We start from the raw sequence: 23,958 nt of genomic DNA, 5'->3' as shown, positions 1-23,958 counted from the left end.
TTTGACCTCGCGCTGTCAGGCAGGCAGTCTCGAATGGATCCGTCCATTGCGAGGAGGCGCAGATGAGTCTTGTGCGGAAGAAGACGATCGAGCAGTCGATCGCCGACACGGACGAGCCGGAGTACCAGCTCAAGAAACGCCTCACAGCGGTCGACCTGACGGTCTTCGGCATCGGCGTCATCATCGGTGCCGGCATCTTCACCCTGACCGGCCGCGCGGCCAAGCTGTACGCCGGTCCGGGTATCGCGCTGTCCTTCGTACTGGCCGCCGTCTGCTGCGGGCTGGCCGCGTTGTGCTACGCCGAGTTCTCGTCGACCGTGCCGGTGTCCGGTTCGGCGTACACGTTCTCGTATTTCTCCCTCGGTGAGATCTTCGCCTGGATCATCGGCTGGGACCTGCTGCTCGAGTTGATGCTCGGGGCAAGCGTCGTGGCGCAGGGCTGGTCGACGTACGCCGCCCTGTTCCTGGAGCAGATCGGGCTCGGCTGGCCGTCCTCGATCGGGCCGGACAGCAGCGTCAACGTGCTCGCGATGCTGCTGGTCCTGGTGCTCGCGACGCTGGCGACCATCGGCATCAAGGAGTCGCTGCGGGTCAACCTGGTGCTCGTCGCGATCAAGCTGTTCGTGGTGCTGTTCGTGATCGTCGCCGGCCTGTTCTACATCAAGGGCTCGAACCTGACGCCGTTCATCCCGCCGAGCGTGCCGACACCGGATCCGGAGGTCACCGTCACCACGCCGCTGTTCCAGGCGCTGTTCGGGTTCGCCCCGTCGCACTTCGGCGTGATGGGCCTCGTCGCGGGCGCCTCGCTGGTGTTCTTCGCGTTCATCGGGTTCGACGTGGTCGCCACCACCGCCGAGGAGGCGCGCAACCCGCAGCGCGACCTGCCCCGCGGCATCATCGGCTCGCTGGCGATCTGCACCGTGCTGTACGTGCTGGTCTGCATCGTGATCACCGGGATGATCAAGTACACCGACATCAACAGCGAGGCGGCGCTGGCCGAGGCGTTCCGGTCGGTCGGCAGGCCGGGCTTCGCGACGCTGATCTCCGCCGGCGCGGTCGCCGGTCTGACCACCGTCGTACTGACGCTGATGATCGGCGCGGCCCGGGTCGTGTTCGCGATGAGCCGCGACCACCTGATGCCGCGACAGCTGGGCAAGACACATCCGAAGTGGGGTACGCCGTACCGCCTGACCATCGCGATCGGCGTGGTCGTGGCGATCGTCGCCGGGGTCACCCCGATCGGGAAGCTCGAGGAGATGGTGAACATCGGCACGCTGGCCGCGTTCACCATGGTCTCGATCGCCGTACCGCTGCTGCGCAAGAGCCGGCCGGACATCCAGCGCTCGTTCCGGGTCCCGCTGAACCCGGTCATCCCGATCCTGTCGGCACTCATCTGCCTGTACCTGATGCTGAACCTCTCGCTGGAGACCTGGCTGCGGTTCGCGATCTGGATGGTGCTCGGCTTCCTCATCTACGCCGCCTACGGCTACCACAAGAGCCGCGTCGGGCTGGAACAACGCACCGGGCAGGTCCAAAAAGCCTGATCCGCTCCATCGGGCGGTCGGCGGGTTGTAGGATCAGCCGACCGTCCGAGGGGGGCGCCAATGAACCACCAGAAACGCCTGTTCGCAGGCGTTGCCGCGCTGGCGCTTGCCGCCTCCACCGCGGTCGTCGCCGTGCGGATCCGGCAGGGCGACGCGGTACCGGGCGGCAACGCGATCGCCGCGCAGACGTCGCCCGGTGCGACGCCGAGTACGACACCCGGGCAGCTGTCCAGCTCGCAGGACGCGGCGCGGAAGAAGGCGATCGACGTACTGCTCGCCCGCCGGACCGCCGCGGTGCTGAAGGGTGATCTGAAGGGGTTCCTGGCCGCGGTCGACCCCAAGCAGGCCGCGCTGGTCGCGCGGCAGCGGGTGCTGTTCACGAACCTGCGGAAGTTCGGGTTCAGCTCGCTGAAGTACTACACCGCCGACGCGTTCCGGCCGGTGCCGGGGCTGGTCGACAAGTTCGGCCCGACGGCGTTCTCGACCCGGGTGATGATGCAGTACCAGATCAGCGGGCTCGACCCGCGGCCGGTACAGACCGACCTGGGGTACACGTTCGTGCACCGGTCCGGCGCCTGGGTGCTCGTCGACGACACCGGGACCGACGAGAACCTGAGCCCGGACGGGCACCGCCAGGCGTGGGACTTCGACGAGGTCCAGGTCGTGCGCCGGGGCAAGCTCGTCGTGGTCGTGGACAAACGCGAGGCCGCGCTCGGGACGAAGGTCGCGCAGGTCGCGGAGAAGGCCGCGAAGTCGGTCCGCAAGCACTGGGAGCAGCCCTGGAACGGCGCGGTGCTGGTTGTCGCGATGCCGCAGCAGAGCGTGATGTCGCTGCTCTGGACCACGGGTACCGGGGAAGGGTGGACGATCGCGGCGAAGGCCGTGACGCTGTTCGAGGGGGAGCAGCTGGGCAAGCCGGTCGGCCGCCCGATCGGCAGCCGGATCGTGGTGAACCCGGCCCTGCGCAAGAAGCTCGACAAGGACCTGCTGGTGCACGAGATGACCCATGTGGCGACGTCGACGCTGGGCGTCAACGCGCCGATCTGGGCGGTCGAGGGCCTGGCCGAGTACATCCGCTGCCGGTCGATCGAGGACGACCCGCACTGGACCGTCGACCCGTACCGCAAACGGGTCAAGTCGAAGTACCTGCCGAAGCTGAAATCCCTCCCCACCAGGGCAACGTTCGACGCCGACGCCGACCTCGCCTACGGCACCAGTTGGTGGATCGTCGAATACCTGGCCGACACCCTGGGCGAGAAAAAACTCGCCGCCCTCTACACCGACCTCGCCCAACACGGCGAGCCAGTCCTCAAGAAGCACACCGGCCTGACCCCCACCCAACTAACCAAAGCCGCCAAGACCTTCAAAGGCTGACGGGCTTGCTGGGGGCCGGAGCGGGCTTCCGGCTCTGCACCGACCCCCAGCGGACTAGGACAGGCTTGCTGCGCCCTTGGGGAGGAAGCGGGTGCCGTTGACCTTCTCGGAGATGCCGGTGCGGTCCAGGTACGGCGTGATGCCGCCGAGGTGGAACGGCCAGCCGGCTCCGAGCAGGAGGCACAGGTCAATGTCCTGGGCCTCGGCGACGACGCCCTCGTCGAGCATGATCTTGATCTCCTCGGCGAGCGCGGTGAGCACCCGGGCGCGGAGCTCGTCGGCGGTGGACGGCTTGTCGCCGACCGTCACCAGGGCCTCGACCTCCGGGTCCACGACCGGCTTGCCCTCCGGCCAGACGTAGAACGAGCTCTTGCCCGCGGCAACAACCTTCGCCAGGTTCTCCGAGACCGCGAACCGCTCCGGGTACGCCCGGTTCATCGTCTCCGCGACGTGCAGCGCGACCGGCAGTCCGACCAGCTGCAGCAGCACGAACGGCGGCATCGGAAGGCCGAGCGCGGCGAGGGCGCGATCGGCGTCCGGGATCGGCGTACCCTCGTCCACCGCCGCGCTGACCTCGCCGAGGAAGCGGGTCAGCAGCCGGTTCACCACGAACGCCGGCGCGTCCTTGACCAGCACGCACGACTTCTTCAGCGTCTTGCCGACCGCGAACGCGGTGGCCAGCGACGCGTCGTCGGTCCGGTCCGCGCGGATGATCTCCAGCAGCGGCAGCACGGCGACCGGGTTGAAGAAGTGGAACCCGACGACCCGCTCCGGGTGCTCCAGGTCCGCGGCCATCTCGGTGACCGACAGCGACGACGTGTTGGTCGCCAGGATCGCGTCCGGCCGGATGATCTTCTCCAGGTCGGCGAAGATCGTCTTCTTCAGCTGCAGCTCCTCGAACACGGCCTCGATCACGAAGTCCGCGTCCGCGAACACGCCCTTGTCCACCGAGCCGGTGACGAGCGCCTTCAGCTGGTTCGCCTTGTCGGAGCGCAGGCGGCCCTTCGCGAGCAGCTTGTCGATCTCACCGTGCACGTACCCGACCCCGCGGTCCACGCGCTCCTGGTCGAGGTCGGTCAGTACGACGGGAACCTCGAGCCGCCGCGCGAACAGCAGTGCCAGTTGCCCCGCCATCAGCCCCGCACCGACGACCCCGACCTTCGTCACCGGCCGCGCCAGCGACTTGTCCGGCGCACCGGCCGGCCGCTTGGCCCGCTTGTTCACCAGATCGAACGCGTAGAGACCGCTGCGCAGCTCCTCGCTCATGATCAGGTCCGCGAGCGCCTCGTCCTCGGCCGCGAACCCACGGTCGCGGTCGTTGTCCTTGGCCGCCGCGATCAGCTCCAGTGCCCGGTACGGCGCGGGCGCCGCACCGCTGACCTTGACGTCGGCAAACCCCTTGCCCCGGGCAACAGCAGCGTCCCACGCCTCGCCGCGGTCGATCTCGGCGCGCTCGACCGTGATCTCGCCCGTCAGCACCTTCGAAGCCCACAGCAGCGACTGCTCGAGGAAGTCGGCCGACTCCAGCAGTACGTCGCCGATGCCGAGCTTCACCGCCTCCGGCCCGCTGAGCATCTTGTTCTGGTTGAGGGCGTTCTCGACGACGACCTTGACCGCGTTGTCGGCGCCGATCAGGTTCGGCAGCAGGAAGTTGCCGCCCCAGCCCGGGATCAGGCCGAGGAAGACCTCCGGCGTCGAGAGCATGCCCGCGGCGACCGAGACGGTCCGGTACGTCGCGTGCAGCGCGACCTCGAGCCCGCCGCCGAGCGCGACACCGTTCACGAACGCGAACGACGGCTTCCCGCCGTCGACGAGCTTCCGCATCACGCCGTGCCCGATCTTCCCGAGCGTGAGCGCCTGCTCCCGGTCGGTCAGCTTCGGTACGCCGGTCAGGTCGGCGCCCGCGGCGAGGATGAACGGCTTGCCGGTGACCCCGATCGCGACGATCTCGTCACGGGCCAGCGCCGCGTCGATCGCGGCGTTCAGCGAGCCCAGGCCCTTCGGACCGAAGGTGTTCGGCTTCGTGTGGTCGTGCCCGTTGTCCAGCGTGATGAGCGCCATCGTGCCGGCCTTGTTCGGCAGTACGACGTCCCGCGAGTGGGCGAGCGTGACAACCTCGTCGGTGGAAAGCGCCGACGCCGAGTCGATCAGTTCCTGCAACCTCACTTGCCCTCCCAGTGGGGGTTCTCCCAGATGACCGTGCCGCCCATGCCGAGGCCGACGCACATGGTGGTGAGGCCGTAGCGGACCTCGGGGCGCTGCTCGAACTGCTTGGCCAGCTGGTTCATCAGCCGGACCCCGGACGACGCCAGCGGGTGACCGAAGGCGATCGCGCCGCCGTACGGGTTGACCCGCGGGTCGTCGTCGGCGATGCCGTAGTGCTCCAGGAACGCCAGCACCTGCACCGCGAACGCCTCGTTCACCTCGAAGGCCTGGATGTCGTCGATCGTCAGCCCGGCCAGCTTGAGCGCCTTCTCGGTCGCCGGGATCGGGCCGACGCCCATCACCTCCGGCTCGACGCCGGCGAAGGCGTACGAGACCAGCTTCATCTTCGGGGTCAGCCCGAGCTCCTCGGCGGTCTCGGCCGACGTCAGCACGCACGCGGTGGCGCCGTCGTTGATCCCGGCGGAGTTGCCCGCGGTCACCCGGCCGTGCGGACGGAACGGCGTCTTCAGCCCGGCCAGGTCCTCGGTCGTGGTCCCCGGGCGCATCGGCTCGTCGGTGGCGGCGTAGCCCCAGCCCTGCTCGGCGGACCGGGTCGCGACCGGCACCAGGTCCGGCTGGATCAGGTCGTTCGCGTAGGCCTTCGCCGCCTTCTCCTGGGACGCCACGGCGTACGCGTCGGCACGCTCCTTGGTGATCCCCGGGTAGCGGTCGTGCAGGTTCTCCGCGGTGGAGCCCATCACCAGCGCGGAGGTGTCGACGAGCTTCTCGGCGATGATCCGCGGGTTCGGGTCGACGCCCTCGCCCATCGGGTGCCGGCCCATGTGCTCGACACCGCCGGCCACGACAACGTCGTACGCACCGAACGCGATCCCGGCGGCGGTGGTGGTGACGGCGGTCATCGCGCCGGCGCACATCCGGTCGATGGCGTAACCGGGCGTGGTGTTCGGCAGGCCGGCCAGCAGGGCCGCGGTCCGGCCGATGGTCAGGCCCTGGTCGCCGATCTGGGTGGTGGCCGCGATCGCGACCTCGTCCACCCGCTGCGGCGGGAGGCCCGGGTTCCGCCGCAGCAGCTCCCGGATGCACTTGATCACCAGGTCGTCGGCGCGCGTCTCGGCGTACTGGCCCTTGGCCTTGCCGAACGGGGTGCGAACGCCGTCGACGTACACGACATCGCGGATCTCACGGGGCACGAGGGCCCTCCTCTGGGGGTCGGGAAAGCTACCCCGATGCTACCCGTCGGTAACAGAACTCCCCAAGCACCCCAGCCTGTGCGTCGGCTCACAAGTCTGTAACCCGTGGCATTGCGGCGCGAATGGGCGCATGCTGGTGTTCAAGGTCCGCGTTACTGGAGTTGTTCCATGAACAATCTTGATCTGGCCGTACCGGTCCTCAGCCGGGGGAAACACCGCAATCCGCGCAAGGGCGCCTGCTTCATGGAGTTCGCGTCGTACCTGGCCGGCGAGCCGTGGTCCGACCATCCGTCCTGCACGCATGCGCTGCTGGCCGGCGTCGCCCGCGACGTCAACGACTGCACCACGGACGCCGGCCGCTCGCGGCTGGCGCCGCTGATCCCGTCGGTGATCGGGCTGGTCCCCGACGACCCGCACGTCGTGCCGCGGGTCACCGCGCGCTGCATCCAGCACGCGCTGCCGGTGGTCTCGCAGGAGCGTCAGTACATCCTGGCCGTCGCGCTGCTGGTGGGGGAGAGGCAGCTGGCCGTGCTCGACGGACGGTCGCCGGACGACATCGAGCCGGCGTCGCTCGCCGTCCTGCAGTCGGTCCCGGCCGCAACCAAGTGGGCGCGCTCGTTCACCTCGCGCTCGCGCCGGGCCACGCCGGACTTCGCCCGCCGCACGGCGCCACGCGCGGTCTCGTGCGCGGTCGAGGGCATCTCGCAGGCGTGCGTCCCGGACCCTGACGACCGGCTGTACGACCTGCTGGTCGACGCGATCGCCGAGACCAAGGCCTGGATGCCCGCACCTGCCCCGAAGCCGGCGCCCGCGGAGGTCGTACGCTTCACTGTGTGACCCCGACCAATCACACGGAGATCGACACCGGTTCAGGTTCGCTACCAGTCCACGCGTGGGGATCCGCCGAGGCGGACGCGCCCGGCATCCTGCTCCTGCAGGAGATCTTCGGGGTCTCCGGCTACATCAAGCAGCGTGCGGCGGATCTGCACGCGCTCGGGTACTACGTGATCGCGCCGGAGATCTACTGGCGGCTGGACGACACCGAGCTGGACGAGTCCTCGCCGGAGCTGCTGCCACGCGCGATGGGGATCGTCGGGCGTCTCGACTGGGACCAGGCCGTCAAGGACGCTGTCGCCGCGCTGGAGTACCTCCGAGCGCGCGGCCAGGGCACCGGTGTGGTCGGCTTCTGCTTCGGCGGCGGGCTCGGCTTCAACGTGGCCGCGGTGTCGTCACCAGATGTCCTGGTGAGCTACTACGGCTCCGCGCTCCCCGGACTGCTCGAGCTCGCGCCGCGGGTCACCGCGACCAGCCTGCACCACTTCGGCAACGACGACGCGTATCTGGACGTCGACGCGATCGTCCCGGCGCTGGACGGTGCGGAGATTCACCGGTACGACGGTGCGGGTCACGCGTTCGACAACCCGCTGCCGATGTTCCACGACGCGGAGGCGTCCGCCCTGGCGTGGCGCCGTACCGCGGACTTTCTTGCCCATCACCTCCCAACCTCCCAAGGATGAAGATGAGCCTGTACGACATTCCGCTGACCACCCTGTCCGGTGCGCCGACCTCGCTCGGTGAGTACAAGGGGAAGGCCGTCCTCGTCGTGAACGTGGCGTCGAAGTGCGGGCTGACGCCGCAGTACGAGGGCCTGGAGAACCTGCAGAAGAAGTACGCGTCCCGCGGCTTCACCGTGCTCGGCGCACCGTGCAATCAGTTCGGCGGGCAGGAGCCCGGGTCGGCCGAGGAGATCGACACCTTCTGCTCCACGACGTACGGCGTCACGTTCCCGATGCTGGACAAGCTCGAGGTGAACGGCGAGCGCCGGCACCCGCTGTACGCCGAGCTCACCCTGACCCCGGACGCCGACGGCGAGGCCGGCGACATCCAGTGGAACTTCGAGAAGTTCCTGATCACCCCCGAGGGCACCGTCGCCGCCCGCTTCCGCCCCCGCACCGAGCCGGAGTCCAACGAGATCGTCACCGCCATCGAGGCCCAGCTCCCCGCCTAGTTGTGATGTCCAGGGAGGTTGTCCCGCGTTTCGGCGGTGAGTCGGCCTGACAGGTGAAGGCCTCCGGTTGTGAAGTGGAGCTGTCTAGTTCACCGCTTCACCTGACCGGAGGCCTTCGTGTCCCACGTTAACGCGACTCTGACTCCACGCACCCGGCTGCGGCTGGCGCGTCTGATTGTTGAGCAGGGCTGGACGCCTGCTGCGGCGGCGAAGATGTTCATGGTCGCGGCCAAGACAGCCCGCAAGTGGGCCGAGCGGTACCGGGCCGAAGGGGCCGCCGGGATGGCAGATCGCAGCTCCCGGCCGCGTCGCAGCCCGGCCAAGACCCTGCCGGGGGTGGTGCGGCGGATCGTGCGGTTGCGGTGGCGCCAGCGGCTCGGCCCGGTCCAGATCGCCGGCCGGCTCGGTGTCGCGGCCTCGACCGTGCACGCCGTGCTGGTCCGCTGCCGGATCAACCGGCTGTCCCGCATCGACCGGGTCACCGGTGAACCGTTGCGCCGCTACGAACACCCCCACCCCGGCGCGCTCCTGCACGTCGACGTCACCAAGTTCGGCAACATCCCCGACGGCGGAGGACACAAGTTCCTCAGCCGACAGCAGAGCAAGACCAACAGCCAAGCCACGGCACGTCGCACCGGGGAGCGTGGCAACAAGTACCGGCCGCGGATCGGGACCGCGTTCGTGCACACCGTCATCGACGACCACTCCCGACTGGCCTACGCCGAGATCCACACCGACGAGAAAGCCGCCACCGCCATCGCTGTCCTCCAACGCGCCGTGGCCTGGTTCGCCGACCACGGCATCACCGTCGAACGCGTCCTGTCCGACAACGGGTCCTGCTACCGCTCGTATGCCTGGCGCGATGCCTGCACCGAACTCGGCATCATCCCGAAACGGACCCGGCCCTACCGCCCGCAGACCAACGGCAAAATCGAGCGCTTCCACCGCACGCTGGCCGACGGCTGGGCCTACGCCCGCTTCTACGAAGCCACCGACCATCGCAACGCGGCCCTACCCCGCTGGCTCCAGTTCTACAATCACCACCGACCCCACAGCTCAATCGGCGGCCAACCACCCATCACCCGACTGACCAACGTCCCTGGACATCACACCTAGTCGAGCCGGTCCCACGGATCCCCGCCGTGTGTCCGCGGCGGGGATTTTCTTGTGTTCCGGTGCATTGCAACAACTCTTTCGAAAGAGTACTTTCGACCCATGTCGATCCCTCACCGCCGGCTCAACGACCCGCGGGAACTCAACGCCCTCGCTCATCCGGTGCGGATGGCGATCGTCGAGCTGCTGTCGATCAGCGGGCCGCTGACCGCGACCGAGCTGGCCGATCGGCTGGACGAGACGCCGGCGAACTGCTCATGGCACCTGCGGAAACTGGCGCAGTACGGGTTCGTGGAGGAGGCCGAGGGCGGGAAGGGCAGGCAACGGCCGTGGCAGGTGCCCGGGCTCGGCTTCCGCTGGGACACCGAGCACGGGACGGCGTCGATCGAGGAGAGGCGTGCGGCGCAGGCGCTGTCCGACGTGATGATGGGCCGCGCGATGGAGCGGCTGCGGGAGGCCAACCGCCGCGCGCCGAAGGAGCCCGAGGAGTGGCGTGAAGCACAGACCGGCAGCGAGATGGTGGCCTGGCTGACCGCGGACGAGCTCAAGGAGATGAACGAGGCGGTCGGCGCGGTGCTCCGCCGGTACATCGAGCGCCTGACTGATCCGGCGCAGCGGCCGCCAGGCGCGCGGCTGTGTGAGTTCGTCGCCTGGGGTGTACCGACGTACTTCCCGGGGGTCGAACCGACATGAGGAAGCTCTTCGCGCAACCCGGGTTCCCGCGACTTTTCGGCGGGCTGAGTACGTCGATGCTCGGCGACTCGGTGATGCTGCTGGTACTGAGCATGTGGGTGAAGACGCTCACCGGCTCCAACGCGCTCGCGGGACTGACGTTCTTCTTCATGGTGCTGCCCGCGCTCGGGGCGCCGCTGCTCGGCGTCTGGGTCGACCGGCTGCCCCGCAAGGCGATCCTGGTCTGGGGCAACTTCGCCAGCGCGCTCGCGGTGCTGCCGCTCGTGCTCGTGCGCGACGAGGACGAGGTGTGGCTGATCTGGGTGGTCGCTTTCCTGTATGGCGTGTCGTTCGTCGTCCTGCCCGCGGCGGTCAACGGCCTGCTGAAGGAGATTCTTCCGGACGAGCTGCTCGTCGACGCCAACTCCAGCCTGGCCACGATCAAGGAGGGTTATCGGCTGTTCGGGCCGCTGGTCGGCGCCGCGGTCTTCGCGACCGCAGGCGGCTGGGTGGTGGCAGTCATCGACGCGGCGACGTTCGCCGTGGCCGGGCTGCTGATCGCGACCATCAAGGTCACCGAGCGCCCGGTTCCGGCCAAGAGCACCTTTCGGGAGGATCTGCTCGGCGGCATTCGATTCCTGGTTGGCGACCGGGTGCTCCGCCACGTGCTCCTGGGGCTCGCGATCTCGATTCTCGTCATCGGCTTCTTCGAGTCGTCGATCTACGCGCTGATGGACGCGTTCGGCAAGCCGCCGACGTTCTCCGGCGTCTTCGTGACGTGTCAGGGCGTCGGCGCCGTTCTCGGCGGTCTGACCGCCGGCCGCGCCGTACGTCGCCTCGGTGAGATCGCCACCTGTGCGCTCGGCCTGACCGTGCTCGCCGTGGCGACCGTCGTCTGTGTAGTCGCGCCGACGATCGTGGTGGTGCTGGTCGGCGCGGCGATCTGCGGTGTCGGCCTGCCGTGGACCTTCGTGTCGTTCACGACGCTGATGCAGCGCCGCTCGCCGGGCCATCTCATCGGTCGCGTTTCCACAGCCGTCGAGGTGCTCGTGTCCACCCCGCAAGCCGTCTCGCTCGCGCTCGGCAGTCTGCTCGTCAGCCTGCTCAGCTACCGCCAGATCTTCGTCATCATCGCGACCGTGATCCTGCTCGGCGCGGTGCAGATCGTCCTCACCCTCCGCGATCAGATCCGCCAGGATCTGGGCAGCCGTGACCAGCAGTCTCCGGCCGCGGTCGAGGATCTGGAGGCGCACACCCGCCTGCGCCGCTGACGTGAGCTAGATTCCACGACCTCGTCCGAGGGCGAGTTGGTTGCTCATGGCATCCTCTCGCGTGTGGACAGACTGGCACGAACATGCCAACTGTGAGATCCCTTGTCAATAAGGGATCTGTGACTCGAGAACTGTCGGTGGCTGTGTCTACGGTCTTGGGTATGGCGATCTTGGACGAGCGGCCTGTGTGGTCGATGACCGGCAGTGAGAAGCTGTCCGCTCTCGACGCGGCACACGCCGAGATCGCCCGCCTCCAGGCGCGCTGTCTCCACCTATCGGCGGGACTTGATGCCGACGGTTATGCCCAGGAGATGGGCGCCCGCGACACCGTGCAGCTCCTCTCGGTGCGTTACCGCCTGGATCCCGCTGACGTACGCCGAGACCTCCGCCTGGCTCGTGCCTTGCACAAGTACCCCGCTGTGACTGCGGCACTGGGCACGGGCCGATCGGCCGACTCCGACAGTTCCGCACCGCTGGTAACGGTGAACCCGGGACAGGCCGAAGTAATCGTCTCCGCGCTCGAGAAGGTGCCATCCTCGGCCGGTGTGCCGGTCGAGGATCTGCGGGTCGCCGAGGAAGCGATGGTCGAGGCAGCCGCCCTGCTCCCGCTGGCCGACTTGCGCAAACTCGGCCAGGAGATGCGCGAACGGCTCGACACCGACGGCCCCGAACCCCGCAACGAGGATGACGCGTCCTCCCGCGAGGCTCTGTGGATCAAGAAGGCCGATCGCGGCGTCACCTTCGGCGGTTACCTCGCCGGCGAGAACGCCGAGCTCTTCGAGACCCTGATCTTCGCCGGCGCCAAACCGCACAAGACCCCCGATGGTCGGCGAGACCCGCGTCCGCGAAGCAAGCGCCAGGCCGACGCCCTCAGCGCCGTCCTCACCACTGCGGCCGGCAACGGATCCGCCGTGCCCGGCCACGGCGACATCAAGCCACACATCACCGTGACGATCGACCTCGAAGACCTCAAGGACGCCACCGGCACCCGCGGCCGCGGCTACCTCGTCCACGGCGACACCCTCTCGGCGGCCGCCGTACGACGACTCGCCTGCGACGCCGGCGTCATCCCCCTGGTTCTCGGCTCGAACTCTGAACCCCTCGATGTCGGGGCGGAACACCGTTTCGTCACCCGCGCTATCCGCCAAGCGCTCAACGCCCGCGACAAGGGTTGCATCGCCTGTGGTGCGCCGCCAAGCATGTCCGAGGCCCACCACATCACCCATTGGGCCGACGGCGGGCCTACCTCACTCGAGAACCTCGCCCTGCTCTGCAAACGCGACCACATCAACGTCCACCGCGGACACCTCACCGTCCACATGAAGAACGGCCACCCGGTCATCAACCGCCCCACCTGGTCCGACCCCGACCCGCCACCAGTCCTCGGCAACACGGCCTAACACCCCACGCCGCGAACTGGCCACCGGGTTTACACCGTGCGTCCAGGCGACTCTGCCATGGACGTTGGACGCCTCCGCGCGCCACGGCGATCTGCCGTCAGTCGAGCGGCGCGACCTGGCCAAGGACGAGGAGTTGGTCAGTCGAGCGGCTTGACCTTGGCTTCGGAGGTCATGGCTTCGGTGAGGGCCTCGGCGGTGAGGGCTATCTGCCATTGGCGGGCGTGGTGGTCGCGGAGGAACGTCATGACCACGTCGAGGTCGACGTCCTTGGGCGGGGACCAGGCGAGGCGGCGGATGGTGTCGGGGGCCAGGAGGTTCTCGGTCGGTAGGCGGTGGGCCTCGGCGATCTCGGCGACCGCGGCGCGGGCGGCCGACAGGCGGGCGGCGGCGTCGGGGTCGCGGTCGGCCCAGGCGCGGGCCGGCGGCGGGCCGTCGTACCGCGGTCCCTGTTTGGGGAGCTCGGAGTCGGGCAGGCGGCGCGCGTGGTCGACCGCCTCCCACCAGCTCCGCATGTGCCGGTGCGCTCCGCGGCCCTTGAAGGCGGTGAGGCGCTGGAGCGTGTCGCGGTCGGTGGGCATCGCGGACGCGGCCTCGACGATCGCCGCGTCCGGCAGGATCCGGCCGGGGGAGATGTCCGCGGACTCCGCGATCTGGTCGCGGGCCTCCCACAGCGCCCGGACGACGGCCAGGCTGCGGCGGTTCCGGACCCGGTGCATCCCCGACGTACGGCGCCACGGGTCCGGCTTCGGCTCCCGCGGGGGAGCGTCCAGGATCGCGGCGAACTCCTGCTGCGCCCAGTCCCACTTTCCCTCGCGGCGCAGCTCCTGCTCGATCGCGTCGCGCAGCTCGATCAGCATCTCGACGTCCAGCGCGGCGTACACCAGCCACGGCGCCGGGAGCGGCCGGGTCGACCAGTCGGCGGCCGAGTGCTCCTTGCGCATCCGGTAGCCGAGTACTTCGCTCACGAGCGAGGCGAGGCCGACCTTCGGGTACCCGAGCAGGCGGCCGGCGAGCTCGGTGTCGAACACCTTCCGCGGCACCATGCCGACCTCGGCCAGGCAGGCCAGGTCCTGGTTGGCGGCGTGGATGATCCACTCGGCGTCGACGATCGCGTCGCCCAGCGCGGACAGGTCGCCGAAGGGGATCGGGTCGACGAGTGCGGAGCCGGCGCCCTCACGGCGCAGCTGGACCAGGTAGGCGCGGTGCGAGTAGCGGTAGCCGGACGCGCGCTCGGCGTCGACGGCCACCGGGCCGGTGCCGGAGCGGAACGCCTCGACGGTCTCGGTGAGGGCGGAATCGGTGTCGACGACGTCGGACAGCCCGTCCCTCAGTTCGAGGAGGGGAAGGTGTGCGGTCGGGTCGTCCGGGGTGGACGGCGGCTGGGTGTCGGCTGGGCTCATCGGCCCCGCTGCCCGCGCCGGGTCGGCATCGCGACCACCCCCGGCGGCACCGGAGGCAGTCCGGCCGCAGTGCACAGCACCTCGCCCCACGCCTCGGCGTGCCGGGTCACGTCCACGGCGCCGCCGGGTCCGGGCACGGGGCTCCACGACGCGCGGATCTCGATCTCCGCGGTCGCGTCGTCGTCGGCCATGCCGCCGAAGCTCTCCGATACCACCCTGGTCACGGTACCGCTCGGTGCCAGGAAGTCGGCGCCGCGGTCCGCCAGGGCCTCCATCAGCCAGGTCCAGCCCACGCCGCCGAGCAGCGCGTCGGTCACCATCTCCGGTTCGACGGCGGCACGCACGTACGCGACACAGCGGAAGGTCGACTGCCAGGCGTCGTTCCCGGCCGGGTCGTAGAGGACGACCAGACGGCCGGTGGCGACATCGTCACCGTCGACCGTCACGTCGGCGCTGACCGCGGCCGCATGCGGTGCGATCCGCTGCGGTGCGGGCATCTCCTCGACGAAAACCTCGGGCCGGAACCGGGCACCTCGTAACTGCGAGACTGCCTCGGCGAACTCCGCGGGTGGCGCGTCGACCTGCTTGCGGGCACCCATATCGGCAGCCTACGACCGATTACTCACCGCCGCCCGGTTAGACGCGCCGGTAGCTGAGTGTGTATGGACGCGACCAGCCTGCGGGGCGCCGATCACAGCGTGGGATCATCGCTGTGTGCCCCCGACGGAACACCCATCGCTCGCCCGTTCGCCGTACCTGCTCGCCGCCCGCGGGGAGCAGCCGCCGCACACACCGGTGTGGTTCATGCGGCAGGCGGGACGCGCGCTGCCCGAATACCGCGCGGTGCGGGAGGGCACCACGATGCTCGAGTCATGTACGCGTCCCGACCTCGTCGTCGAGATAACGCTGCAGCCGGTCCGCCGTTACGGCGTCGACGCGGCGATCTACTACTCCGACATCGTGTTCCCGCTCAAGGCGGCCGGATTCGACATCGAGATCAAGCCGGGGATCGGCCCGGTGGTCGCGGACCCGATCCGCGACGCCGCGGGTCTCGCCGCGCTGCGGCCGGTGACACCGGCCGATGTGCCCTTCACCACGGAATCGGTGCAGCAACTGGTCGCCGAGCTCGGTGGTACGCCGTTGATCGGGTTCGCAGGCGCTCCGTTCACCGTCGCGTCGTACCTGGTCGAGGGCGGGCCGAGCAAGGACTACGCCCGGACGAAGGCGATGATGCACGCCGCTCCGGAGCTGTGGCACGCGCTGGCCGACCGGCTGGCCGACGTCGCGATCGCGTTCCTGTCGGTGCAGGTCGAGGCCGGCGCGTCGGCGATCCAGCTGTTCGACTCGTGGGCGGGCGGGTTGTCGCCGCGCGACTACGAGCGGTTCGTCCTGCCGCACTCCGCGAAGGTCTTCGAGGCGCTCGCGCCGTACGGCGTACCCCGGGTGCACTTCGGTGTGAACACCGGCGAGCTGCTCGGCCTGATGAGCTCGGCCGGCGCGGACGTCGTCGGCGTCGACTGGCGCGTCCCGCTGGACGAGGCGGTACGCCGGATCACGGCCGCCGGCGGCGCTCCGAAGCCGGTCCAGGGCAACCTCGACCCGGCGCTGCTCTTCGCCGGCTGGGAGGCGATCGAGCCCGAGATCGACCGCATCCTCGCCGAGGGCCAGGCCGCACCGGGGCACATCTTCAACCTCGGTCACGGGGTCCCGCCGGACGCGGACCCGGACGTGCTGGAGCGGATCGTGAAGTACGTGCAGACCCGGAGCGCGCGGTGATCCGTCTGCCCGATCACACGGTGACGCTGGAGCCGATGCGTGCCGACCATGAGGACGCCCTCCTCGCCTTCGAGTTGGAGAATCGGGCGTACTTCGCCTCGTGGATCTGGGACCGCGGTGACGACTACTTCGCACAGTTCGCGACCCGGCACGCCGCCCTGCTCGCCGAGCAGGAGGCCGGCATCTGCCGCTTCCACGTCCTGGTCGACAGCACCGGGGCCGTGGCCGGCCGGGTGAACCTGATCGATCTCGAGAACGTCGAGGCCGAGCTCGGCTACCGGATCGCGGAGAAGTGGACCGGGAAGGGGCTCGCGACGGCCGCGGTGCGGGCGACCATCGAGATCGCGGCCACGGAGTACGGCTTGACGTCGCTCCGGGCCGGGGCGTCGGACCGCAACCCCGCGTCGCAGGCGGTGCTCACGCGCGCCGGTTTCCGGCCGGTCGGAACCAGCACGACCGATCTCGGGCCGGGGAAGAAGTACCAGCTGAAGCTGGCGGACGCGTGAACCGGGTGGTCGTGGTCGGCGGCGGGATCAGCGGGCTGGCGGCGGCGCACGCGCTGGCCACCGGGCCGAATCCGCCGCGGATCACGGTGCTCGAGGGATCGCCGCGGCTCGGCGGGAAGCTGGCCGGGGACGCGATCGAGGGTGTTCCGGTCGACCTCGGCGCCGAGTCGGTGCTGGCGCGGCGGCCGGAAGCGGTGGAGCTGATCCGGGCGGTCGGGCTCGGGGACGACCTGGTGCATCCGGCCACCACTTCGGCCGGGTTGTGGATCGGCGACCGGATCCGGGCGATCCCGCCGACCGTGATGGGCGTCCCGGTGGATCCGTCCGCGACGGCTGACGTACTCGGACCGACGGCTGCGGAGCAGGTCGCGCACGAGGCCGAGCTGCCCGCACCCGCGTTGACCGAGGACGTCGCGATCGGGCGGTTCGTCGCCGAGCGCATGGGGTCCGCGGTCACCGACAAGCTGATCGATCCGCTGCTCGGCGGGGTGTACGCCGGGAAGGCCGAGGAGATCTCGCTCGCCGCCGCCGTACCGGACCTGTACGCCCGGCTGCGCACCGCCCCGAGCCTGCTCGCCGCCGCGGCCGAGCTGCGCGCGCTCGGTCAGCAGCGCGCCGGCCAGCCGGTGTTCGCGGGCGTCGTGGGCGGGATCAACCGCATCGTCACCGCCCTCGAACAGGACCTGACCGCCCGCGGTGTGGAGATCCGGACCAAGCTCGCCGTACGACGGATCACGCGGACCGCGGACGGCTACCAGTTGGAGGCCGGACCGGTGCCCGCGCCGACGTACCTGACCGCCGACGCGGTCGTGGTCGCCGTGCCCGCGGCGCCCGCCGCCCGGATGCTCGCGGAGCTGGCGCCGGCCGCGTCGACCGAGCTGGCGACGATCGAGTACGCGAGCATGGCGATCGTCACACTCACCGTCCGGAAGCGTGACTGGCCCGCGGACGCCACCGGCTCGGGCTTCCTCGTCCCGTCCGTGGAGGACCGCACGATCAAGGCGTCGACGTACTCGCATGCCAAGTGGGCCTGGTCCGCGGAGGCCGGGGGAGAGCTCGCCGTACTGCGTGCCTCGGTCGGCCGGCTCGGTGAGGAGTTCGTGCTGCAGCGCTCTGACGAGGAGCTCGTGGCGCTCGCGGTGGCCGATCTCCGCAACGCGATCGGCCTGCAGGCGGAGGTCGTGGGGTCCCTGGTCACGCGGTGGGGCGGCGGACTTCCGCAGTACGCCGTCGGGCACCTGGATCGCGTGGACCGGGTGGAGTCCGCGGTGGCCGGCGTACCGGGGCTGGCGGTGTGCGGAGCGGCGTACCGGGGGGTCGGGATCGCCGCGTGTGTGGCCTCGGGCGGCAAGGCGGCCACCCGGGTGCGGGAGCACCTGAACGCATTGGAGACAATGAAGTCGTGACTGAGAAGCCGAAGGCCCGTGAGCTCAACAACGTGATCCGCTACACCCTGTGGTCGGTCTTCAAGGTCGAGACGCCGCTCGGGGACGCGGACCGCGACGAGCTGACGGCGGAGCTGACCGAGCTGGTCGGCAAGCTCGCCGCCGACGACGTGGTGATCCGCGGGATCTACGACGTCGAGGGGTTCCGGGCCGACGCGGACTTCATGGTCTGGTGGCACGCGCCGACGTCGGACGCGCTGCAGCAGGCGTACCACGCGCTGCGCCGCTCGCGGCTCGGGCGGCACCTGGTGCCGGTGTGGTCGCAGTTCGCGCTGCACCGGCCGGCGGAGTTCAACAAGAGCCACATCCCGGCGTTCCTGGCCGACGAGGAGCCGCGGCCCTACGTCTGCGTGTACCCGTTCGTCCGGTCCTACGAGTGGTACCTGCTGCCGGACGAGGAGCGCCGGTTCATGCTCGCCGAGCACGGCAAGATGGCGCGCACCTACCCGGACGTCCGGGCGAACACGGTGGCGTCGTTCGCGCTCGGCGACTACGAGTGGATCCTGGCCTTCGAGGCGGACGAGCTGCACCGGATGGTCGACCTGATGCGTGACCTGCGCGCGTCCACGGCCCGGCGGCACGTCCGCGAGGAGGTCCCGTTCTACACCGGGAAGCGCACTGGCCTCGGCGAGCTGATCGCCAACCTGGTCTGATGCGGCGCAAGGCCTTCCCGGTGCTGTACGTCGCCGACGTGCGCCGGTCCGTCGAGTTCTACACGCTCCTCGGCTACGAGGCGACGTACCAGTTCCCGCTGGAGGGCGACCCGCACTACGTCGGCCTGGAGCGCGGCGACTCGTCCCTCGGCCTGTCCGACGCCAACTGGCCCGAGGCGCAGCTCGGCATCACGGTCGGTACGGCGCCACGCTTCGAGCTGTTCGTGTACGTCGACGACGTCGAGGCCGAGGTGGAACGCTTCCGCGCGGCCGGTCACACCATCCTCCAGGAGCCCGCCACCATGCCCTGGGGCGAACGCCAGGCCTACCTGACCGACCCCGAAGGCAACCCGGTAGCGCTGGCGACCCCGGTTTAGGTGCCGGGCTTCTGCAGGAGGTAGTCCTCGGCGCGCATGGACGTCGGGGGACGGACGTCGGCGGGGATGAGTTCGCGGAGATCCCGTTCGGTCAGCTTGTCGGGGTCCATGGAGGACAGCCGGGTCGCCTGGTTGGAGACGGCTTCCTCGAGGACGTTCCGGATGAAACGACCGTTACCGAAGCTGTGACCGCGCGGCGCGGGCGGGATGACGCTGCGGACCTTGTCCAGCACTTCCTCGCCGTAGATCATGCCCTTCTGCCGCGCCTGCAGCTCGAAGATCGCGACCAGCTGGTCGGTGTCGTACTCGCTGAACGACAGCAGCTTCGGGAACCGGGACGCCAGACCGGTGTTCGACTCCATGAACCGCTGCATCTCGCGGTGGTACCCGGCGACGATCACGATGCAGTCGTTGCGGTGGTCCTCCATCAGCTTCAGGATCGTCGCGACCGCCTCCAGGCCGTAGTCACCCGGCGTGTTCTCCGGCGTCAGGCTGTACGCCTCGTCGATGAACAGCACGCCGCCGAGCGCCTCGCGGAACTTGGCCGCGGTCATCGGCGCCGTCGAGCCGACGCCGGCGCCGACCAGGTCGGAACGGTCGACCTCGACCACGTGCCCCTTCTCCAGGACGCCGAGCTGGTGGTAGATCCGGCTGAGCAGCCGGGCGATCGTCGTCTTCGCCGTACCGGGCTTGCCGACGAACACCATGTGCCGGGCCCGCTCGTGGCTGGGCAGCCCGAGCTCGGTGCGGCGCAGGTTCGTCTTCACCTCGGCGACCATCCGGCGGACGGCATCCTTGACCGACTCCAGGCCGATCAGCGAGTCGAGCTCGGCCAGCGGGTCGTCGCTGAAGTCGAGCGGCTTCGGCAACGGCTCGTCGAGAGTGCCGTCGTCGGCCGCCTTCTCGTCGGTGGACTCGTTCTGCACGCCCTTCCAGGCGGCGGAGAGCGAGGCGTCCTTGTCGGCAGCGGCCGCGGTTTCGAGGGCGCTCCAGCGCTCGCGGTCGAGGATCCGGAACAGTGTGGTCAGGTCCGGGATCTCCGGCTCCGGCCACGGCTCTCTGGTGAGCACGCCGGACAGGTGGACGCCGACGCGCGCGGCGGCAGCGCCCCAGGACCGGGCGAGCGGTGCGTGCCCGGTGCGGATGGCGCGGGACATCCACTGGTTGACGTGGCCGTTCCAGGTCTGCTGGTCGAAGTCCTGGTGGATCTCCTGCAGCACCTTGTGCACGTCGCCCGCGGCGTCGCCGAGGATGTTCGCGACCGGCTGCGGGATGCCGCGCAGCCCGCTGGCCAGGATCAGCTCGGCCAGGACGCGGGCGAAGTCCCCGGCGTACTCGTCCGGGATCGTCATCAGGAGCCGGGCGTGTGTGTCGCGGATGGAGTTCAGCGAGTACCGCAGGGCGGCCGTGGGGCCGGCCAGCTCGGGGAGCACGGCGCGCTCGGAGTCCTTGAGGGCGTCGGTACGCCAGTACTTCGCGATCTCGTCGTACTCGCCCGTGACGTGCAGGTGGGTGATGTCGCGGTCGGCGAGGACCCGCTCGAAGGCGGCGGTCAGGGCCTCGGCGCGGGCCGCCATCGGGGGAGCGTCGACGAACAGGCGGACGACGTCGCGGGACAGCTGCAGCGCCTGCTTCCGGCCGTGTTCGCGGAAGCCGCGCGCACCGGCGATCGCCTGCAGGTGCCAGTCCGTCGGCGCCACGTAGATGATGTGACCGTTGCCGCCGACGCGGGACGAGGGCCGGTAGAAGTCGTGCGTGAGCTCCGCGGACAGGTCGGCGTACTCACCGTGCAGCACCGGGATCCACCCGGTCAGCAGCGGCGCCACCTGATGGGTGAACCAGACCGCCGCCGGGGTGCCCTTGACGAAGTCCGGGAAGGCCTCGGGACGCAACGGCCGCAACGCGTCCGGGTCGTCGCCCCAGGCCTTCAGCCGGCCCCGGACCCGGGCCACCCACGCGCCCGGAACCTCCCACGGCTCCTCTGCCGCCAGCACATCCAGAACCCGCGGACTACGGAAGTCGTCAGCCACCAATTTCCTTCCAGAGGAACCGCCACCAGCCGCCCCAGTCTAGGACCACAGCGGGTGACCGGCGGCCAACCGTCAGGCCGGGGTGAGGGTGAGGCTGATGCTGTTGATGCAGTAGCGCAGGTCGGTGGGGGTGCCGTAGCCCTCGCCCTCGAAGACGTGGCCGAGGTGGGAGCCGCAGTTCGCGCAGCGGACCTCGACGCGCTTCATGCCGAGGGTGGAGTCTTCGATGTACTCGACCCGGTCCTCGGCGAGCGGGGCGAAGAACGACGGCCAGCCGCAGTGTGAGTCGAACTTGGTCTCGCTGCGGAACAGCTCCGCCTCACACGCCCGGCACTTGTACACCCCGACCGTCTTGGTGTCGGTGTACTCACCGACGAACGGCCGCTCGGTGCCGGCCTGGCGCAGCACGTGGAACTCGGCGGGGGACAGCTGCGCCTTCCACTCCGCCTCGGACTTCTGTACGGCGTACTCCTTGGTCGAATCAGTCACATCACAAGTATCGGCGACCGGGCAAGGCCGTGTCTCTTTCCTGGCCCCGCCCGGCCGCCGCCACGTAAGACTCCCGCAACCCCCGATGTCACCGCACCCAGGACGGTAGCGGGATCAGCTTGGCCACCTGCGGGTCGTGGTCCGAGATCTGGTCGGGGAACTCCGCGTTCATGTGCACGATGTCGTACGCCGCCGCGGGCCGCAGGTTCTGCGAGATCAGGATCTGGTCCAGGATCTGGCTGTTCCCCTCGAACACGTAGCTGTACCGCTCCTTCACCGGCAGCGTCCGCGGCAGGTCGATCAGCGCGGTCCGCCCCGATCCGACCAGGATGTCCGTGGTCTGCGACCAGTCGAAGTCGTTGATGTCACCGAGAACGACGACGTTCGCGCCCCTGTCCTTCGCCAGGAGCTGGTCGACGAACCCGCGCACCGCGGCTGCCTGCTGGTGGCGCTTCGGCGCGGTGTCCTGCACCGGCGGCTGGAACCGGCCCCACAGCGGGTCGTCGCCGCCCTTGGAGCTGAAGTGGTTCACGACCACGAACACGGTCTGCCCGTGCCACCGGAACTCGCCCGCGAGCGGAACGCGGGCGGCCGCCCAGGCCGGGTTCGCCGGGTCGATCCGGCCCGGCGACGCGCTCAGGTGCGGACGGCCCGCCGAGTCGGTGACGACCGTGGTCGCGACGGTCGAACCGCCGCCGGGCGTGTCGACGAACCTGACCGCCTTGTCGGTCCGGTACAGGAACGCGACCCGGATGTTGCCGCCCGGCTCACCGCCCTCGGCGTTGTTCACCGGGTCGATCTGCCGCCAGGCGTACTGCGGACCGCCCGCCTTCACGATCGCGGCGGTGAGCAGGTTCAGGGTCTTGTCCGCGGCCGTCGTACCGGAGTTGATCGCGCCGTCGTTGTCCTGCACCTCCTCGAGTCCGATGATGTCGGGCGACGCGAGGTTGTGGACGACCGCCTGCGCCAGCCCGTCGAACTTGGCGGCACCGTCGGACGGGTCCAGGTTCTCCACGTTGAACGTCGCCACCGAGAGTTGCGCCGGCGACGAGGCGCTGGTGCGCTCACGCGTCACCCCGCCGTCGATCACGGTCGGCGTGGTGGTCGGCAGGAACTTGAAGTTCCCGAACGAGTAGTCGAGAACGCCCGTGACCACACCGTCCAGCTTGTCGCCCGTCTTCGCGGTCGGGATCGGCGACAGTGCGTCGTCCAGCAGCACCCGCTCCGGGTTGCTGTCGGTCTCCTGCAACACGATCCCGCCGCGCACCGAGCGGACGCTCGCGCCCGCCGGCACGACCGACAGCTCACGGAACGAACTCGTCGGCCCTGTGACCTGCGGCTGGTCGATGCCCAGCCACATGCCCTCCAGCGACTCCCAGAAGTCGAGGCCGTCGCTGGCCGGGTCGAACGCCGTACTCGTCGTCTCGACGTCACCGGACGCGTCGTCCTCGATCACGGTCGACGGCGGCACCCGCCCGCCCGGTCCGACGACGGTCGGCGCCGGTACCGCGGCGGTGCCGGTAACGGTGACGACGGGGTTGGTCAGCTCGGTGGTGGTGAGGTTCGTCGTACCGCCCGATCCGCCCGGGCGGAACTCGGCGACCGACCCCTCGACCGTCACGGCCTGCCCGACGGTGACCGTCGGCGCGGAGCTGGTGAATACCAGCAGGCCCTCGCTCGTGGCCGGGTTGTCGTCCGCCTGGGGGTCCTGGAACCAGAAGCCGTTGCCGCTCTTCGCGGTCACCACGCCGGTGACGTTGCGGACCCGCTTGCCCTCGAGCGGGGACCGGTGCGCGGTGCCCTGGATGTCGTGGATCTTCGCGTCCACGGGCGGCTCGGTCGGCGTCGAGGTCAGCGTGCCCGGCGACGGGTTGCCCGCGGCGAAGTCGGCACCGTTGTTGTCGGTGTCCTTCGTCGGGTCGATCCGGGCCGCCGAGGTGGTGTTCGACAGGCCCGGCGCGGGCGCGGTCTCGGAGTCGTTCGCGGTGCCGTAGCCCACGAAGTCGCGGACGGCGGCGTCGGCGGAACAGGTGGCTCCGCAGGCCAGCGCGGTCTGGTTCGTGACCAGGGCGACCTTGCCGGCCGACGCGGACATCGGGATGGTCCCGGTGACGGTCGGCGTCGGCATCGGCTGGCCGTTCCCAGCGCCGGCGGCCTCCTGGACGAGGTACGCCGCGCCCGGCGCGATGGTGCCGGTGAGCTTCGTGACCTGCCACGACGTACCGGCCGCCGAGGCGTACTGGATCGACCAGCCACTCACGTCGACCGGGGCCGAGCTGTTGTTCGTCAGCTCGACGAAGTCGTGCGTGTACGGCGCACCGCTGTTGCCTCCTCCGCCGTACACCTCGGTGATGACCACATCGGGCGATGCGGCACCGGCAGGGCCGGCGACCACCACGGCGGCGCCGGCGAAGGCGAGAACGGAGGTGACCACAAGAGCGCCGAGGCGCCGTGATCGGATCAGGGCAGACATGGCCGGATTGTCACACCGCCACGCTGACAGTCCAAGGTCCAACACGTGAACACCCGGGTCCCACCCAAAAG

Annotated in this window: 21 protein-coding genes; 14 read left to right on the top strand and 7 right to left on the bottom strand. The window is 69.8% G+C overall.

Features of this window, described 5'->3' with window-relative positions:
- The first annotated feature begins 62 nt into the window (after window positions 1-62).
- Both BJY22_RS29075 and BJY22_RS29070 read left to right on the top strand, forming a co-directional pair.
- The gene (locus tag BJY22_RS29075; RefSeq protein ID WP_167212918.1) at window positions 63-1,544 is read left to right on the top strand and encodes an APC family permease; all 1,482 of its coding nucleotides are present in this window, start codon (window positions 63-65) and stop codon (window positions 1,542-1,544) included.
- Between the two features lie 60 nt (window positions 1,545-1,604).
- Window positions 1,605-2,918, top strand: a complete 1,314-nt coding sequence (locus BJY22_RS29070) for a peptidase MA family metallohydrolase (protein ID WP_167212916.1) — start codon at window positions 1,605-1,607, stop codon at window positions 2,916-2,918.
- A gap of 54 nt (window positions 2,919-2,972) precedes the next feature.
- Here BJY22_RS29070 and BJY22_RS29065 read toward each other — a convergent pair whose 3' ends face one another.
- Window positions 2,973-5,084, bottom strand: a complete 2,112-nt coding sequence (locus BJY22_RS29065; RefSeq protein ID WP_167212913.1) for a 3-hydroxyacyl-CoA dehydrogenase NAD-binding domain-containing protein — start codon at window positions 5,082-5,084, stop codon at window positions 2,973-2,975.
- Window positions 5,081-6,274 carry an acetyl-CoA C-acyltransferase gene (locus BJY22_RS29060; protein ID WP_167212910.1) on the bottom strand — a complete coding sequence of 398 codons (1,194 nt, stop codon included), beginning with the start codon at window positions 6,272-6,274 and terminating at the stop codon, window positions 5,081-5,083. The genes BJY22_RS29065 and BJY22_RS29060 overlap by 4 nt, the downstream gene beginning before the upstream one ends.
- A gap of 168 nt (window positions 6,275-6,442) precedes the next feature.
- Between BJY22_RS29060 and BJY22_RS29055 the strand changes: the two genes are divergently transcribed.
- The 7 genes from BJY22_RS29055 (at window position 6,443) to BJY22_RS29025 (ending at window position 12,738) form a co-directional block, all read left to right on the top strand.
- Window positions 6,443-7,111 carry a hypothetical protein gene (locus tag BJY22_RS29055; protein WP_167212907.1) on the top strand — a complete coding sequence of 223 codons (669 nt, stop codon included), beginning with the start codon at window positions 6,443-6,445 and terminating at the stop codon, window positions 7,109-7,111.
- Window positions 7,108-7,791, top strand: coding sequence for a dienelactone hydrolase family protein (locus BJY22_RS29050; RefSeq protein ID WP_167212904.1), 684 nt, complete (start codon window positions 7,108-7,110; stop codon window positions 7,789-7,791). Before BJY22_RS29055 ends, BJY22_RS29050 begins: the two co-directional genes overlap by 4 nt.
- Window positions 7,792-7,793: 2 nt before the next feature.
- On the top strand, window positions 7,794-8,282 hold the full coding sequence (locus BJY22_RS29045) for a glutathione peroxidase (RefSeq protein WP_167218778.1): 489 nt from the start codon (window positions 7,794-7,796) through the stop codon (window positions 8,280-8,282).
- 117 nt (window positions 8,283-8,399) lie between these two features.
- On the top strand, window positions 8,400-9,398 hold the full coding sequence (locus BJY22_RS29040) for an IS481 family transposase (protein WP_167212901.1): 999 nt from the start codon (window positions 8,400-8,402) through the stop codon (window positions 9,396-9,398).
- 99 nt (window positions 9,399-9,497) lie between these two features.
- Entirely contained in the window at window positions 9,498-10,088 is a 591-nt protein-coding gene (locus tag BJY22_RS29035; RefSeq protein ID WP_167212898.1) for a winged helix-turn-helix domain-containing protein, read from the top strand.
- Window positions 10,085-11,338 (top strand): MFS transporter, encoded by a 1,254-nt coding sequence (locus tag BJY22_RS29030; RefSeq protein WP_167212895.1) that lies wholly within the window; start codon window positions 10,085-10,087, stop codon window positions 11,336-11,338. Before BJY22_RS29035 ends, BJY22_RS29030 begins: the two co-directional genes overlap by 4 nt.
- A 161-nt stretch (window positions 11,339-11,499) precedes the next feature.
- The gene (locus BJY22_RS29025) at window positions 11,500-12,738 is read left to right on the top strand and encodes an HNH endonuclease signature motif containing protein (protein WP_167212892.1); all 1,239 of its coding nucleotides are present in this window, start codon (window positions 11,500-11,502) and stop codon (window positions 12,736-12,738) included.
- A 137-nt stretch (window positions 12,739-12,875) separates the two neighbouring features.
- Here BJY22_RS29025 and BJY22_RS29020 read toward each other — a convergent pair whose 3' ends face one another.
- Together BJY22_RS29020 and BJY22_RS29015 are read right to left on the bottom strand one after the other, a co-directional pair.
- Entirely contained in the window at window positions 12,876-14,138 is a 1,263-nt protein-coding gene (locus BJY22_RS29020; protein WP_167212889.1) for a ribonuclease D, read from the bottom strand.
- Window positions 14,135-14,737, bottom strand: coding sequence for a DUF3000 domain-containing protein (locus BJY22_RS29015; RefSeq protein WP_167212886.1), 603 nt, complete (start codon window positions 14,735-14,737; stop codon window positions 14,135-14,137). Before BJY22_RS29015 ends, BJY22_RS29020 begins: the two co-directional genes overlap by 4 nt.
- 115 nt (window positions 14,738-14,852) lie before the next feature.
- On the opposite strand from BJY22_RS29015, the gene hemE reads away from it, so the two are divergent.
- The 5 genes from hemE to BJY22_RS28990 are packed head-to-tail and all read left to right on the top strand — an operon-like array spanning window position 14,853 to window position 18,895.
- Window positions 14,853-15,914: a uroporphyrinogen decarboxylase gene (gene hemE, locus BJY22_RS29010; RefSeq protein ID WP_167212884.1), complete on the top strand. Its 1,062-nt coding sequence runs from the start codon at window positions 14,853-14,855 to the stop codon at window positions 15,912-15,914.
- Entirely contained in the window at window positions 15,911-16,420 is a 510-nt protein-coding gene (locus BJY22_RS29005; protein WP_337759371.1) for a GNAT family N-acetyltransferase, read from the top strand. The genes hemE and BJY22_RS29005 overlap by 4 nt, the downstream gene beginning before the upstream one ends.
- The gene (hemG, locus tag BJY22_RS29000) at window positions 16,417-17,826 is read left to right on the top strand and encodes a protoporphyrinogen oxidase (protein ID WP_167212880.1); all 1,410 of its coding nucleotides are present in this window, start codon (window positions 16,417-16,419) and stop codon (window positions 17,824-17,826) included. The genes BJY22_RS29005 and hemG overlap by 4 nt, the downstream gene beginning before the upstream one ends.
- A complete protein-coding gene (gene hemQ, locus BJY22_RS28995; RefSeq protein WP_167212878.1) occupies window positions 17,823-18,518 on the top strand; it encodes a hydrogen peroxide-dependent heme synthase in 696 nt (231 codons plus the stop codon). Before hemG ends, hemQ begins: the two co-directional genes overlap by 4 nt.
- Complete coding sequence (locus tag BJY22_RS28990; protein WP_167212876.1) at window positions 18,518-18,895, top strand: VOC family protein; 378 nt, start codon at window positions 18,518-18,520, stop codon at window positions 18,893-18,895. Before hemQ ends, BJY22_RS28990 begins: the two co-directional genes overlap by 1 nt.
- Here the strand turns inward: BJY22_RS28990 and BJY22_RS28985 are convergent.
- The 3 genes from BJY22_RS28985 to BJY22_RS28975 all read right to left on the bottom strand — a co-directional run bounded on the left by BJY22_RS28985 (window position 18,892) and on the right by BJY22_RS28975 (window position 23,887).
- Complete coding sequence (locus BJY22_RS28985) at window positions 18,892-20,925, bottom strand: AAA family ATPase (RefSeq protein WP_167212875.1); 2,034 nt, start codon at window positions 20,923-20,925, stop codon at window positions 18,892-18,894. The two genes, BJY22_RS28990 and BJY22_RS28985, sit on opposite strands and share 4 nt — an antisense overlap.
- 72 nt (window positions 20,926-20,997) lie before the next feature.
- Window positions 20,998-21,414: a peptide-methionine (R)-S-oxide reductase MsrB gene (gene msrB / locus BJY22_RS28980; protein ID WP_167212874.1), complete on the bottom strand. Its 417-nt coding sequence runs from the start codon at window positions 21,412-21,414 to the stop codon at window positions 20,998-21,000.
- A gap of 88 nt (window positions 21,415-21,502) precedes the next feature.
- Window positions 21,503-23,887 (bottom strand): lamin tail domain-containing protein, encoded by a 2,385-nt coding sequence (locus tag BJY22_RS28975; RefSeq protein ID WP_167212872.1) that lies wholly within the window; start codon window positions 23,885-23,887, stop codon window positions 21,503-21,505.
- Window positions 23,888-23,958: the final 71 nt, after the last annotated feature.

It is taken from the genome of Kribbella shirazensis, from assembly GCF_011761605.1.
Taxonomy (GTDB): domain Bacteria; phylum Actinomycetota; class Actinomycetes; order Propionibacteriales; family Kribbellaceae; genus Kribbella; species Kribbella shirazensis.
The sequence above is the reverse complement of the archived record's forward strand: the minus strand, read 5'-3'. Positions and strand labels throughout refer to the sequence as shown.